This window comes from Rhizobium sp. NZLR8, assembly GCF_019685025.1.
In the GTDB taxonomy this organism is placed as follows: Bacteria; Pseudomonadota; Alphaproteobacteria; order Rhizobiales; family Rhizobiaceae; genus Rhizobium.
In genome coordinates this window covers 1-13,651 of the sequence record NZ_JABDVY010000009.1, presented here as the reverse complement: position 1 = coordinate 13,651, position 13,651 = coordinate 1, and the positions used below count along the sequence as shown (strand labels likewise).

Genomic DNA, 13,651 nt, shown 5'->3' with positions numbered 1-13,651 from the left:
CGCGCCGGCAAAGTCATTACATAGCCTTACCGGCTTCGACTTCCTTGCGGATCGCGTCACGCTCGGCATCCGGAGCGGCAACCAGGCCGTATTCGACGAGCGGGCTATCGGGGCCGATCATCTGGTCGGATACGAAGAAGTTGACGTATTCCTTCAGGCCCGGAACGGCGCCGAGATGTGCCTTCTTGACGTAGAAGAACAGCGGGCGAGAAACCGGATAGGTGCCGTTGGCGATCGTTTCGGTGGACGGAACGATGCCGCTCATGCTGGCAACCTTGAGCTTGTCAGCGTTGTTTTCATAGAAGGAAAGGCCGAATACGCCGACGCCGGTCTTGTTGGCGGCGATGCGTGCCAGGGTTTCCGGATAGTCGCCGTCGATGTCGACAGCAGCGCCGTCCTTGCGGACTGCGACGCAGGCCTTGCCCTGGGCAGCCTTGTCGGCGATTTCCTTGGCGATGACGTCGACAGCGCCAGCGGCCTTGCAGCCGGCGGCGAGAACGTTCTGTTCGAAGACTTCGCGGGTGCCGTGCTTTTCGCCCGGGATATAGGCAGCGATATCAACAGCCGGAAGCTTCGGGTTGACTTCCGACCACTTCTTGTAAGGGTTGGCGACGAGCTTGCCGTCGACGACGACCTGGGCTGCGAGGGCCTTGTAGATGTCTGCGGGAACGTAGGCAACATCCGGGTTGGAAGCGTCGGTTGCGAAGACGATGCCGTCATAACCGATCTTGACTTCCTGAATGTCGGTGACGCCTGCAGCCTTGCAGGCTTCGGCTTCGTTCTTGTTGATCGGACGCGAGGCGTTTGCAATGTCGATGGTGTCTTCGCCAACGCCCTTGCAGAATTCCTTCAGACCAGCGCCCGTGCCGCCGGATTCAACGACCGGCGTCTTGAAGTTGGTGAAGGTTTCGCCGAAGGACTCGGCAACGATCTTTGCGTAAGGCAGGACGGTGGACGAACCAGCAACCTGAATCTGGTCGCGGGCGACGGCAGCGCCAGCGAAAGCAGCGGTTGCAGCGAGCGCGGCAACGGTGAGCTTGAAGGTGTTCATTAGAAATCTCCCGGCATTTGGGCTTGTGTGAGTGCGGCCTTTCGAGAGGCCCTCGCAGTGCCTTTTTTCATCGGCGGGACTCTCTTAGCGCTGTAAGCACCGTCCTTTTATGTCAAATCGGTGAAACATTTGTGACAGTTTATCTCGTTGATTCTAAAAGCATATTTTCAGCGCTGCCGAGTGCTTGTGTCGGTCACGCTATGAACTTCGAGCCCGCCTCAACCTTATGTTGCAAAAAACCGCTGGAACATCGTTACTTTAGGGGACAGGCAGCGTATCGCCTTAAAACCGCACGGTGAAATCGGTGCCCTTGCCGACTTCCGATTTGACGATCAGTCGCGCCCGGTGGCGGGTGAGGATGTGCTTGACGATGGCAAGGCCGAGGCCGGTGCCCTTTTTCGAGCGGCTGTCCTCGATGCTGACGCGATAGAAACGCTCGGTCAGGCGCGGCACATGCTCGGCCGGAATGCCCGGCCCCTTGTCGACGATGCTGACCTCGACCGGCTGGCCGGCGCCGTTCTTCAGCCAGACATCGACGATCTCGCCTTCCTGGCCATATTTGCAGGCGTTTTCCATCAGGTTCTCGAAGACCTGGACGAGTTCGTCGCGGTCTCCCAGCACCTCGACCTTGCCGTCGGGCAGATGCAGGTTGATGTCGACGCCGACATCCCTGGCAAGCGGGCCGAGTGAATCCCTGACATGGCCGAGCAGCGGCACCAGGTCGACCTTCTCATCCGGGGCGATATGCGATTTCAGCTCCAGCCGCGAGAGCGACAGCAGGTCGTCGACCAGCCGGCTCATGCGTGTCGTCTGATCGAACATGATGGCGAGGAACCGCGCCTGCGCCTTCAGATCGTTCTTTGCCGGCCCCTGGATGGTCTCGATGAAGCCGCGGAGCGACGCTAGCGGCGTGCGCAGCTCGTGGCTCGCATTGGCGACGAAATCCGACCGCATGCGATCGATGCGACGAACCTCTGAAATATCGCGGAAGGAGAGGATGAAATAGCGCTCATGCGGGCCGCCATCTGCCGAAAATTCAATGGGGGCGCTGCGGACGATATAGACACGCTCGGAGGGCAGCCGCTCGGCATGTTCGATCTGGTTCGGGGCGTTGGTGGCGATGGTTTCGCGCACCATGTCGAGCACGCCGGGCGAACGTAGACGGGCCGATATATGGGCGCCGAGCGCCACCTCGCCGAAAGCCTTTTCGGCAGCCCGGTTCTGAAAGAGCACCGAGGCATCGTCCGACAGCACCATGACCGGAATATCGAGGCCGGCGAGCGTGGCGGACACTTCCGGCAGGCGGCTTGGCAACATTTCCGGCTTGATCTCAACCGGCTCGATCGGTTCTGCCTTGATATCAGGCGCCTCGTTGAAAAGCGCGGTGACGATCATCACAAGCAGCAGGATGAGCACCACCCACTTGTTCATGCCGGCGGCAAGCGTGACGAGCGCACTGAGGATCGCCGCCAGCAGCACCGGCCGTTCGCGCCGGATGCGCGCCGACAGGCTTTTTCTCCATGGAATTTCGTCTTGCAAGTGCCCTCGCGGCGTCGATTCGTTTTTCTTGATATTGAACTCTGCCTGATAGCGCCAATTCATGACAGTAGTTTTCGGGCTGCCGCTCCGATGTGAAAGGCCGCCGGCGAAACCCACAAAAAACACCGGCCGAACGCGAAAGATTTGATTTTCAACGGTAACTATGCTCGCCTGCGGGAAAGAAGCGATCGCTAAGGAGGAGCATATGGCCGAGACCGTCGAAAGCAGGGCTGTGGAGCTGGATATCCGCGGCAAGAAGCGCACCTTCGATGTCGACAATCCCGTCCTGCCAGACTGGGTGGAGGAACACGCACTGGCTTCCGGCGACTTTCCCTACAAGAAGAAGCTCAAGGAAGAGGATTATCTGGAGCAGCTGGAAAAGCTGCAGGTGGAACTCGTCAAGGTACAGTTCTGGCTGCAGGCATCAGGCAAGCGGGTGATGGCGCTGTTTGAAGGACGCGACGCTGCCGGCAAGGGCGGCGCGATCTCGGCCTCCTCAGCGCATATGAACCCTCGTCTTGCACGCGTCGTGGCGCTGACCAAGCCGACCGAGCGCGAACAGGGACAATGGTATTTCCAGCGTTATGTCGCCCAGTTTCCAACCGCTGGCGAATTCGTGCTGTTCGACCGCTCCTGGTACAACCGCGCCGGCGTCGAGCCGGTCATGGGCTTCTGCACGCCGCAGCAATATGAGGATTTTCTCAAACAGGCGCCGCAGCTCGAAAAGATCATCGCCCATGAAGGCATCTTCTTCTTCAAATTCTATCTCGATATCGGCCGCGAAATGCAGCTGAAGCGTTTTCACGACCGCAGGCACGATCCGTTGAAAGTCTGGAAGCTGTCGTCGATGGACATCGCGGCGCTGACGAAATGGGGCGATTACAGCGAAAAGCGCGACCGGATGCTGAAGGAAACCCATACGGATTTCGCGCCCTGGACGGTGATCCGCGCCAACGACAAGCGGCGGGCGCGCCTCGAACTCATCCGCCACATGCTGAACCGGATGGATTATGACGGCAAGGACAAGACGGTGCTCGGCATGGTCGATGAGGAGATCATCGGCTCAGGGCCTGGATTCTTGAAATAGGGTTTTCTGAAAGAGGTAGCGCAGCCGGGGTCACCGGCTTCGCTGGGGCTGGGGCCATCGGCTTCGCCGAGGCTGGCGCCACCGGCTTTGCCGGGGCTGAGATCACTGCCCCGGCAGGATGCGGATCGCGAAGAGGTTGATGCCGCGCGCCTTGCCGTCGAGATCGCTGTTGATCGTCAGCGTGCCCGGCGCATTCGGCGCCAGCGAGCGATCGAATTTCACCTGCAGCAGCGCATCCGACTTTTCGCGGGTGACGTTGAAGCGATGGCGGGGGCAATTGCCGAGCGACTGGAAATTGCATTCGACGGTGACCTGCGTTGGCTCGTCGGTGGTCGATTGCAGCGTCAGCGCGATCGTCGAGGATTTGCCGGCAAGCTGCTGCAGCACCGTGGCGGGAACGCTGATCGAGATATTGCCGTCGGCTGCGCCGCTCTCAGAAATCAGGCGGATGGCGGGGCCGTCATTCTCGGTAATCTTTTCGGTGCGCGCCCGCGGACCGCTCTGGATCTTGTCGGCCTCTTCGGGTTTGAACAGCGGGATCCAATCGGCCGAAAAGCTGTTCTGCGGATCGATGGTCACCGGCTCGTCGGTGTGAGGAGCGGCATTGTCGTCATTGCCGGTGAAATCCTCGGGCTGGGTGCTGGCCGGCGGATTGGCGACGCTGGTGTCGCGCTCGGCCGCCGTCAGCAGCAGGCCCGACGTATGCGCCCACCAGGCGCCGATGCCGATGAAGGCAAGCAGGACGCACCAGACCAGCAGCCTGGAAAAGAATTTGCGCGGCTTGCGGCGGCCTGCCGCCCGTTCCGGGCGGAAATCCATATTGGTGGCGCGCTGGCCGCGGCTAAGCCGCTCCTCGCCGACGGGCGCGGCAGCCAGGTGATCGGCACTGCCCGCATGCACGTCGTCGAGACTGAAATCGTCGCTGCGGCCGTGGGCCACTTCGGGGGCGCGGGTCTCGCCTGCGGCCACGGGGCTGTCGATGAGGTTGTCGATATCGGCTACATCACCCTTGTGAATGGGCGGCGCCGGCATTTCCACAACAGGCGGCACGGGCACTTCAGGCGGCCTCTGGCGTGGGTGAAGGCGGTCGCGCTCCTCGCCTTCGATGGCGTGGATGGTGCTTTCCAGGCGATGGCGGTGATGGGCAACGACCTCGGAATCGGTGATATCCTGCTTGCGCAGGCCGGCTTCAAGCGCCTGGCGGGCCGACTGATAGATCCTCGCTCGAACCTCCGGATTGTCGCGATCGGAATTCTCGAGCGCTGTTCTGATGGCCGTTTCTAATCCGCTCACATTCAGTCCTTCACCTTGAACCCGGCATCGGACTGCAATCCCCGCCGTTCTCCATCAAAATTCGGTAGCGGCAAGCGCGGCAAACCGCAAGCCTTGCAGGCCCGCCTGCGGGTCATCGGCCGGATTATTGCCGGGTTTCACCGCTTACGGGGCTTATTTTATTAGCTTTCCCGGACGTATATATTCGGGCTGAAATCGACGAAGGCATGGCAGCCGCTCTTTTATCGCGTTTTCTTCTCTGTTAAGAGATTGACGTTTTCGTAAACGTCAATGGAAGCGATGAACCATGGCCCTGCCCCCGATCCTCAAAGACAAATTGAGACTGCCGGTCATCGGCTCGCCGCTGTTCATCATCTCGCATCCGGCGCTGACGCTGGCGCAATGCAAGGCGGGTGTCATCGGGGCGTTTCCGGCGCTGAACGCCCGGCCGGAAAGCCAGCTCGACGAATGGCTGGCCGAGATCACCGAAGAGCTTGCCCGCCACGACGCCGCCGATCCGGAAAGGCCGGCTGCCCCCTTTGCCGTCAATCAGATCGTCCATATGTCGAACAAGCGGCTGGAGCACGATCTGTCGCTCTGCGTCAAATACAAGGTGCCGATCGTCATCTCCTCGCTCGGTGCGGTGCCTGAGGTCAATGCGGCTGTGCATTCCTATGGCGGCATCGTACTGCATGACATTATCAACAACCGCCACGCCCATTCGGCAATCCGCAAGGGGGCCGACGGGCTGATCGCGGTGGCGGCCGGGGCCGGCGGCCATGCCGGCACGCTGTCGCCCTTTGCGCTGATCCAGGAAATCCGCGAATGGTTCGACGGGCCGCTGCTGCTGGCCGGTGCGATTTCCACCGGCGGCGCCATTCTCGCAGCAGAAGCGATGGGCGCCGACATGGCCTATATCGGCTCGCCCTTCATCGCCACGCAAGAGGCACGCGCCACCGAAGCCTACAAGCAGGCGATCGTCGAAAGTGCCGCGGCCGACATCGTCTATTCCAACTATTTCACCGGCGTGCACGGCAACTATCTCAAGCCCTCGATCGTCGCCGCCGGCATGGACCCCGACAACCTGCCCGCAGCCGATGTCTCGAAGATGGATTTCGAACAGGCGGTCGGCGGCGCCAAGGCCTGGAAGGACATATGGGGCAGCGGCCAGGGCATCAGCGCCATCAAGGCCGTCGAGCCGGTGGCCAACCTCGTCGACCGGCTGGAGGCCGAATACAAGGCCGCTCGCGCCCGGCTTAGCCTCTGAACCGGCTCTCCCCGCCGCTGCCCTCTTTTTTGCCAAAGGCATGACAGGGCGCTTGAAATCTTCGGACAATGGCTGTATCAGCGCCATGCAAATCGTAGGCCGCATGCTTCGGCCGTGAGATGCCGCTTTAGCTCAGGTGGTAGAGCACATCATTCGTAATGATGGGGTCGCAGGTTCGAGTCCTGCAAGCGGCACCATTTTTCTCTCAGATTTCAACATGTTATTGAGATAATGCGCCGAAGTACGGTGAGGCCTTTTCTGCGGGCAGCATCTGGGCAGCACGCATGTAAATGGCATTCGCGGCCGAATAAGACGAGTGTGAGCCTCCACCACGGAACTCAAGTCTCCTCCAGTCGGAAGTTTCGCAACCGCTGCCATAAAGGTGTTCAGCTAGAGGGACAATAGCTCAGAACCCTTCCTCCATGGAACAGGAATAGGTGCTATGATCACCGTAGTCGGTGATCCATCCTCGGTCATCAATGGGCTCGTTCTGTCCAGATCCGGAAAGTACTTTGAGGTCCCTTCCCGTGCGCTGCAGGATGTTGTCATGCAGCGTCTTTGCTTTTTCCGGGAACGAAAAGTAGTAGTAGAAGGGCGACATGCAGCCGCCGCCAGCATCGAGAGCGTAGATCGGCATGCTGAACTGGGTGTATCTGTTTCCGAAGAATTCACCACTTGTAGCGACATTTATTAGCGGCATGTCATTCGAAGTGCATGTCGCCGTTATCTTTCTTTCCATCGTCTTGAGGCTTGCTTTGGCCTCGTCTGGAATGGCGACGGTGATATTGATCGCCTGATCATCGGCGTAATATGATATTGCCCCTTCTGTGAAGGCGCATTTGAGCGGATCTGGAAAGACTTTCTCTGCCCATTTATCTGCCGCAATCCTCGAAGTCGGAAGAAGAACGGCGGTCGAACATAAAACCGCAACCGACAAGCCCTGCAAACTGAAGAGAAATGAAAACATTTGAAATAGCCCCAAACCCGCTCGCAAGTTGCATGGTATCGGGAGATTTTCAACTATCGTTTCTGCGAAAAACTTCAGCAAGGCTTCCGGTGAAGCTCTTACGCAAATGCAAATGACCGAGGAGGATATGGCCCATCCGGCGGCGCAGGCATAACCCCGTCATCATTTGATAGCCCACTTGAAAAACCGCCTCAAAACGTCATGGAGAATCAGAAAGGAACACATGCTGATCCAGCCGCCCCAAAGGCAAATCAGATAAAACGCGCCAAATCTGAAATGACCAAATAGCTCGGTCCCGCCTCGGCACTTCGCGTTGGTACATGTGGTGATTTGACCCATGCCATATGCAGCTAGCGCAACTAGAGCCAGACCTGAAAGCGCAATGCCTAACGCCTTGGCGGTTGAAATCTGCGGGTCAGGTTTGCGTTTAATCTGGCGCGAGTAGATGAAATAGATTGCTAAACAGGCGCACGGAAGAGCCGTCGCCAGTGAGGCTGACAGCATCGAAACGGCCGTCTGATCTACCAGGATCGAGAAAACGTTCGCCCAAATATAAGCAAAAATAGGGACGCAAAGCATTGAGGTCTCCCAGCTTTTTGGGCCAGGTTTATAGAACTCCTGGAAGACAATGACGAAATGGCACGCCAGCGCGAAGAGCGCTGGAAGTAGTGGGAACTCCCATCGTAAAATAAGCAATCTCAACAATCTGAAAGCTACCTAGCGCTCTGCCGAAAATGAGGCGATGATGCGTTAAAGAAATGTCCCCTGTCCAGGAGCCACCTTGAATTTCCGGTTTAACTAGACGGCAGTGGCTAGGACCTCGACGACGGGCCGCATCAGCAGAGCAAGACAAACAGCAATTAATCGATAGAGCGGCAAAGAAGGGCACCTTGAATATGGGCGGGCCACGTTAGCAGTCGCCGAAAAGAAAACAATCGGCGCGCGAATTTATCCGAATTTTCCCACCTTGCACCGATGCCCCCGCTTATACCGTCAACAACCTGAAAATCGCGACATTGCAGGAACAATGCCGCCGCCGAGCTGGTTCCCCCTGAGGCAACAAGCATGGAGAACATTATGTCCTGCAAATTCATCGCGATATCGCTGCTTTCGATCGGTCTTGCCGGCACGGCGCTGGCGCAGACGACGGGTGGAGCAGATTCCAGTGGGCGGCTGTCGGTGGCGCCGATCATTGGCGGATCGGGGAGTTCGGGTGCGGGTTCGGCCGGTGCCGGTTCTGGCAGCACTGGTTCGGCGGGCAGCGGTTCTGTCGGGACCGATCCCGGCACCACCGGCAGCACGAGCGGCGGCACCACCGGCAATGGCGGCGTCGAGTTGAATAGCGGCCGCAGCACGATCAATCCCGGCGGCGTCAATCCGGACCTCAAGCCGACGCCGGATTGCACCGCCGGTTCCGCGAATACCGGCTCGGGCGGCGAGGCCTGCCCGCAATGAGGGTGGAGCGGATATCAGCCTGACCTCCTGACAGAATGAAGGCCCGGGGACGCCGGGTCTTCGCTTCGGCCGTCGCTGCTCCGAAATCGCGCGAAAATAACAGCCGCGAGAACGGCTTTACGACTCGCGCTTGCGGACGTAAAACTACCCATCACTCCGCAAGCGGCGCATCGCCCCACATCCCAGCCAGCCTGCCGACATTCCCGGCATCTGCGGAGCACCCGAAGAGGATCGTCATGTCGAATGCAGCGCAACGCTCGAACCGCGTGCTTATCGTCGCCACCATCATGGTCGCGACCTTCATGGTGGCGATCGAGGCAACGATCGTGGCAACCGCGATGCCGCGCATCGTCGGGCAGCTCGGCGGTTTTTCCTATTACAGCTGGGTGTTTTCGGCCTTCCTGCTGGCGCAGTCGACGACGACCGTGATCTACGGCAAACTCTCCGACATCTTTGGGCGCAAGCCGGTGCTGATCGGCGGCATCCTGATTTTCCTTCTGGGCTCTTTGCTCTGCGGCTTTGCCTGGTCGATGATGTCGCTGGTGCTGTTCCGGCTGTTGCAGGGGCTGGGTGCGGGCGCGATCCAGCCGGTGACGATGACCGTCATCGGCGATCTCTTCAAGCTCGAGGAGCGCGGCCGCGTTCAGGGTGCAATGGCGACCGTCTGGGCGACGTCGGCCGTCGTCGGGCCGCTTGCCGGCGGCATCATCGTCGACAATATCTCCTGGGCCTGGATCTTCTGGATCAACCTGCCGATCGGCATTATCTCGATCATCGCCTTCATGGTCTTCCTCAAGGAGGACGTGGCGCACAAGCAGGCAAAGATCGACTACCTCGGATCGGTACTGTTTTCGATCTCGATCGTCGCGCTCCTGGTCATGCTGACGGAAACCGATGCGAGCGCCTGGATCCTGCTGTCGCTTTTCGCCGTCTTCATCGTCTCGGGCATTCTCTTCCTCGCCCAGGAGAAGCGGGCGCCGGAGCCGATTATTTCGATCCCGCTCTGGAGCCGCCGCTTGATCGCCACCAGCAATGCGGCGACGCTGCTGGCCGGCATGGCGCTGATCGGGCTTTCGACAATCCTGCCGCTCTATGTGCAGGGCGTGCTCGGCCGCTCGCCTCTTGTCGCCGGCTTCACGCTCACCATGCTGGTCGTCGGCTGGCCGCTGGCCGTCATGCTCTCCAGCCGCTTCTACAAAGCCTTCGGCATCCGCCGGACGCTGCGGGTCGGCAGCCTGCTCTTTCCGTTCGGCGCCTGTTTCCTGTTGTTCCTGACACCTGAGAGCTCGCCGGCGCTTGCCGGCGCCGGCTCCTTCTTCATGGGCTTCGGCATGGGTCTGATCAGCCTCACCAGCATCGTGCTGGTGCAGGACAGCGTCGAATGGTCGATGCGCGGCAGCGCCACCGCCTCGATCATCTTTGCCCGCAGCCTCGGCAATACGCTCGGCGCCACCGTGCTCGGCGCCATTCTCAATGCCGGCATCAACCATTATGCAGGCGGCGAGGCGGCGGCCGGCCTGCGCGAGGCGCTGAACCAGCCGACCGGGCTTTCTGCGCTCGCCGCCGACCCGGCGATCCGCTCGGTCTTCAACGCAGCCCTGCACTGGAGCTTCTGGGGCGTGGTCGTCGTCGCGGTGCTGACCTTCTTCACAACGTGGCTGATCCCGGTCGGGTCTAGTCGGAGCCAAAAGGGCGCGGCAGTTGCAAGCGAGGCGGCCTCGCATTAGGCGGTTCGGCTGGGCCGCCGAGGGATCGATGGTCGTCCCCGGCATAGTCAGTACAAGCTTACAGAGCATGTGGGCTTATAAGGCATCCTGGATATCGAAGCGAATAATCCCATCGCCTGCGATGCGGAAGATATGCGTCACGGTCTTGTCCTTCAGGCCGTGGGTCTGCCCCTCAAGCGGCCGGCCATCAAGGTCGAAGACCGACTGGATCACCTCGACAGCGACGGCGCCATCTTCGGTTTCTTCGAATGCGACCGGCTCGACGTGCGGGCTGATGACAGCCCACTGCCTTGTCCAATAGTCGCGCACGGCCTCACGACCATGGATATGGCCACCATCCATGCCGTTGGCCCAGGCGACATTATCGGACAGGACGGCAAGGACCGCGTCGATATCTCTCGCATTGAAGCTGGCATAGATGCGCTTGATCATCTCAACATCATTTTGCGACATATCGGTTCCCTCCGTGGAAATTGAAACATTCGCTGTCGAAACGGCATTGTCGAACGCCGTGCATGAAGATATATATGTACGTATATATCTTGCAGTCAAGCGCGTGGGAAAAAGGGGAATTGGAATGGACGAAGACGTGCTGTCGACGCCGGGGCATCTCATCAGTCTCGCGGCGCGGGGGTTTGTGCGGCTGAGCGAGTCACGCCTCAAACCGCTCGGTTTCGGTGTTGGCCAGTTGCCGGTGCTGGTGGCGCTGCAAGATGGCAAGGCAAGCACGCAGCGCGATCTCGCCCGCTTTGCGAGGACAGAGCAACCGCCGATGGCGCAGATGCTTACCCGCATGGAGCGGGATGGCCTGATTGCGCGGACACGCGACCCGGCTGACGGGCGCAGCAGCCGCATCGCGCTGACGAAGGCTGCACAAGAAGCCATGCCGGAGGCGATTGCCGCCTTGTTCCAAGGGAATAACGAGGCATTGGCAGGGTTTACGGATGCGGAAGCGGCACAGCTTGTCGATCTGCTCAGGCGGCTGATCGAAAATCTGGATCGTATTGCCAGCGCGGAGGTTCCCTTGCGCGACCGATGAATTCTGCGCCCAAGCGGACGTCATTTCCCATTCCGCGGCTGCGCCGCCTTGTTCGCGGCCGTGCCGGCCTTCGGCAGGGAGCGGCGGTTCTCCAAAACGCGTGACAATAAGGTCCGCTTTCTCTTGCGCTTGATCAGATCGATATCACTGACCAGCTTTGCTCCGCCCTCGCGCCGCTCCAGGATGATCTTGCGGCTATGGAAGACTTCGAGTTCGGCGCGATGCGCGACACTGATGATGGTCACCTCTGGCAATTCTTGGATCACCATCTGCATCATCTTGTCCTGGCTCTTCTCGTCGAGTGCCGAGGTTGCTTCATCCAGCACGATGATATCGGGCGTGTGCAGCAGGAGACGTGCAAAGGCGAGCCGCTGCTTTTCGCCGCCCGACAAGGTCTGGTCCCAGGGCGCGTCTTCCTCGATCCTGTCGTTCAGATAATCCAGTCCCACCTTGGCGAGGGCCTCCTTGATCTTATCCAGCGTCCAGCTATCGGCGGCGCCGGGATAGGCGACGGCGCGGCGAAGCGTGCCCGACGGGATGTAGGGCCGTTGCGGCAACATGAACAAGCGTCGGTCGGCGTGGAAATTGACGCTGCCGTCACCCCACGGCCAAAGACCGGCGATCGCCCGCACCAGCGTGCTCTTGCCCGACCCGGATTCGCCGGATACGAGCACCCGCTCGCCGGGTTCGATCGCCACCTGGGTTTCCGTGACCACGGCGGTGCCGTCGTCAAGCGACACGGAGAGATCGTTCAGGCTGAGCATCGCCTCGCCCTCCGTTTCGCCGTGCTTGATGCGCCCGAGCGCGTCGCTCTGCTCGGCCCGCTCCAGCCCGTCGAGCGACATCATCAGCGAAGCGATGCGCCGTGCACAGGCGTTCCAATCGGCAAGACGGGGATAGTTGTCGACCAGCCATCCGAACGCGCCCTGGACGATGGCGAAAGCCGACGCTGCCTGCATGACCTGTCCGAGCGTCATGCTGCCTTCGAGAAACTTCGGAGCGCACAGCAAGACCGGCACGACGGGAGCAATCAGCATCGATCCATGCGACACAAGCGTTGTGCGCATGTGCTGGCGGGCAAGCAGCGCCCATTGCCCGAGCACATTGGTGAAGGTCTTGTTGAGGTCGTTGCGCTCCTCCTCTTCGCCGCCGAGCAATGCGATGCTCTCACCGTTTTCCCGCACATGCGTCAGCGTGTAGCGAAATTCGGCTTCGGTTTGATTTTTAGCCTCGGAGACCTGGACGAAATGCCGGCCGATGACCGCCATCGAACTGGAGGTAATCGCGGCATAGAGAACCGCAGTGACGACGAGAAAACCGGGAATGGTGACGGTGAAACCTGCAATCGGCAGCGTCAATGCCCCGCCGATCGTCCAGAGCACGACGATGAAGGTCGAGGCCGCCAGGAATGCGGAAATGACCCCGGCGATGAAATCGACAGGGGCTTCGGTGGCAATCCGCAAATCCTCCGAAATGCGCGCTTCGGGGTTCTTGTGGTCACCGCCGATCAGGTTCAGCTGATAATAACGGCCGTTTGCCAGCCAGCGCCCGATGACGGCGGTCGTCAGCCAGGAACGCCAGCGGCGCTGGATCATCATGCGTAGCGCGACTTGTGTGGTGACAACGGCGACGGTGCCGAGCACCAGCGGCAGGAAGACGGCGCTGAGGAAATAGACGGTGCCGGCATCGTGTCGCTCTATGGCGTCAAAGATCCCGCGGTTCCACAGATTGATTCCATACTGGAAACCGACATTGATGCCGATCAGGGCCAGCAGCCCAAGTGTGCACGGCCAGGCGAGCCTGTCGCCGCCGCGGCTCCAGTAATGACGGGCGCTGATCCAGAAACGCTTGAGCAAATACTTCTTGCGTGCGTGCTCGGCCTCCTCGGGCGTGAGCTCCAGACCGGGTTCGATGACATCTGGCGGCGGCACGACCTCGACAGTCGATGCCTTCTCGTCGAGCGACGCCTCGGAACCCTGCGGTTCGGTGCCGTCGACCGATATCGGATTAAGTTTAGCGCCGGTCATAAGCACGACAACGGCTTACAGATCGAAAGGTTTCATGATGCCGACGTTTGGCGTTGTGCCGTGTGGCCCCTCATCCGACCCTGCGGGCCACCTTTGTAACTTCCCTTTACCCGCTATTGGCGTAGTACTGCCTGTTGCGGTGGCGGATGGAAGACCGTTGCACCTTTGGGACACCAAGCCCGTGGGAGAGCCTGGGTCTCCGTCCGCCGTTCCATTGAAC

The 13,651-nt window shown here is 60.2% G+C and carries 12 protein-coding genes and 1 tRNA gene; 6 read left to right on the top strand and 7 right to left on the bottom strand.

What is annotated here, in order from left to right; all coding sequences use genetic code 11:
• Positions 1-16: 16 nt before the first annotated feature.
• Together HJB89_RS19685 and phoR are read right to left on the bottom strand one after the other, a co-directional pair.
• Entirely contained in the window at positions 17-1,051 is a 1,035-nt protein-coding gene (locus HJB89_RS19685; protein ID WP_207582777.1) for a substrate-binding domain-containing protein, read from the bottom strand.
• Between the two features lie 282 nt (positions 1,052-1,333).
• Complete coding sequence (phoR, locus tag HJB89_RS19680) at positions 1,334-2,446, bottom strand: phosphate regulon sensor histidine kinase PhoR (RefSeq protein ID WP_405049180.1); 1,113 nt, start codon at positions 2,444-2,446, stop codon at positions 1,334-1,336.
• 349 nt (positions 2,447-2,795) lie between these two features.
• On the opposite strand from phoR, the gene ppk2 reads away from it, so the two are divergent.
• Positions 2,796-3,677, top strand: coding sequence for a polyphosphate kinase 2 (gene ppk2 / locus HJB89_RS19675; protein WP_221116140.1), 882 nt, complete (start codon positions 2,796-2,798; stop codon positions 3,675-3,677).
• 102 nt (positions 3,678-3,779) lie between these two features.
• Here the strand turns inward: ppk2 and HJB89_RS19670 are convergent, their stop codons facing one another.
• Entirely contained in the window at positions 3,780-4,970 is a 1,191-nt protein-coding gene (locus HJB89_RS19670; protein ID WP_221133099.1) for a regulator, read from the bottom strand.
• Between the two features lie 286 nt (positions 4,971-5,256).
• On the opposite strand from HJB89_RS19670, the gene HJB89_RS19665 reads away from it, so the two are divergent.
• Entirely contained in the window at positions 5,257-6,216 is a 960-nt protein-coding gene (locus tag HJB89_RS19665; protein ID WP_221133100.1) for a nitronate monooxygenase family protein, read from the top strand.
• A gap of 121 nt (positions 6,217-6,337) precedes the next feature.
• Positions 6,338-6,413, top strand: a tRNA-Thr gene (locus HJB89_RS19660).
• A gap of 209 nt (positions 6,414-6,622) precedes the next feature.
• Here the strand turns inward: HJB89_RS19660 and HJB89_RS19655 are convergent.
• Together HJB89_RS19655 and HJB89_RS19650 are read right to left on the bottom strand one after the other, a co-directional pair.
• A complete protein-coding gene (locus HJB89_RS19655) occupies positions 6,623-7,183 on the bottom strand; it encodes a hypothetical protein (protein ID WP_221150423.1) in 561 nt (186 codons plus the stop codon).
• 162 nt (positions 7,184-7,345) lie between these two features.
• Positions 7,346-7,762, bottom strand: coding sequence for a hypothetical protein (locus tag HJB89_RS19650; RefSeq protein ID WP_207582772.1), 417 nt, complete (start codon positions 7,760-7,762; stop codon positions 7,346-7,348).
• Positions 7,763-8,260: 498 nt separating this feature from the next.
• Here HJB89_RS19650 and HJB89_RS19645 point away from each other — a divergent pair, with 498 nt between their 5' ends.
• Both HJB89_RS19645 and HJB89_RS19640 read left to right on the top strand, forming a co-directional pair.
• The gene (locus tag HJB89_RS19645; protein ID WP_221116143.1) at positions 8,261-8,638 is read left to right on the top strand and encodes a hypothetical protein; all 378 of its coding nucleotides are present in this window, start codon (positions 8,261-8,263) and stop codon (positions 8,636-8,638) included.
• 236 nt (positions 8,639-8,874) lie between these two features.
• The gene (locus tag HJB89_RS19640) at positions 8,875-10,365 is read left to right on the top strand and encodes an MDR family MFS transporter (RefSeq protein WP_221150422.1); all 1,491 of its coding nucleotides are present in this window, start codon (positions 8,875-8,877) and stop codon (positions 10,363-10,365) included.
• A gap of 75 nt (positions 10,366-10,440) precedes the next feature.
• On the opposite strand, the gene HJB89_RS19635 is transcribed toward HJB89_RS19640, so the two are convergent.
• Entirely contained in the window at positions 10,441-10,818 is a 378-nt protein-coding gene (locus tag HJB89_RS19635) for a nuclear transport factor 2 family protein (RefSeq protein WP_221150421.1), read from the bottom strand.
• A 124-nt stretch (positions 10,819-10,942) separates the two neighbouring features.
• Here HJB89_RS19635 and HJB89_RS19630 point away from each other — a divergent pair, with 124 nt between their 5' ends.
• Positions 10,943-11,404: a MarR family winged helix-turn-helix transcriptional regulator gene (locus HJB89_RS19630; RefSeq protein ID WP_221150420.1), complete on the top strand. Its 462-nt coding sequence runs from the start codon at positions 10,943-10,945 to the stop codon at positions 11,402-11,404.
• Between the two features lie 20 nt (positions 11,405-11,424).
• Here the strand turns inward: HJB89_RS19630 and HJB89_RS19625 are convergent, their stop codons facing one another.
• Positions 11,425-13,431 (bottom strand): ABC transporter ATP-binding protein/permease, encoded by a 2,007-nt coding sequence (locus HJB89_RS19625; RefSeq protein ID WP_221150419.1) that lies wholly within the window; start codon positions 13,429-13,431, stop codon positions 11,425-11,427.
• Positions 13,432-13,651: the final 220 nt, after the last annotated feature.

Excerpts from the sequence above, each read along its gene's own strand:
- HJB89_RS19685 (WP_207582777.1), bottom strand. The coding sequence starts at position 1,051 with ATGAACACCTTCAAGCTCACCGTTGCCGCGCTCGCTGCAACCGCTGCT.
- phoR (WP_405049180.1), bottom strand. The coding sequence starts at position 2,446 with ATGATCGTCACCGCGCTTTTCAACGAGGCGCCTGATATCAAGGCAGAA.
- ppk2 (WP_221116140.1), top strand. The coding sequence starts at position 2,796 with ATGGCCGAGACCGTCGAAAGCAGGGCTGTGGAGCTGGATATCCGCGGC.
- HJB89_RS19665 (WP_221133100.1), top strand. The coding sequence starts at position 5,257 with ATGGCCCTGCCCCCGATCCTCAAAGACAAATTGAGACTGCCGGTCATC.
- HJB89_RS19655 (WP_221150423.1), bottom strand. The coding sequence starts at position 7,183 with ATGTTTTCATTTCTCTTCAGTTTGCAGGGCTTGTCGGTTGCGGTTTTA.
- HJB89_RS19650 (WP_207582772.1), bottom strand. The coding sequence starts at position 7,762 with ATGCTTTGCGTCCCTATTTTTGCTTATATTTGGGCGAACGTTTTCTCG.
- HJB89_RS19645 (WP_221116143.1), top strand. The coding sequence starts at position 8,261 with ATGTCCTGCAAATTCATCGCGATATCGCTGCTTTCGATCGGTCTTGCC.
- HJB89_RS19640 (WP_221150422.1), top strand. The coding sequence starts at position 8,875 with ATGTCGAATGCAGCGCAACGCTCGAACCGCGTGCTTATCGTCGCCACC.
- HJB89_RS19635 (WP_221150421.1), bottom strand. The coding sequence starts at position 10,818 with ATGTCGCAAAATGATGTTGAGATGATCAAGCGCATCTATGCCAGCTTC.
- HJB89_RS19630 (WP_221150420.1), top strand. The coding sequence starts at position 10,943 with ATGGACGAAGACGTGCTGTCGACGCCGGGGCATCTCATCAGTCTCGCG.
- HJB89_RS19625 (WP_221150419.1), bottom strand. The coding sequence starts at position 13,431 with ATGACCGGCGCTAAACTTAATCCGATATCGGTCGACGGCACCGAACCG.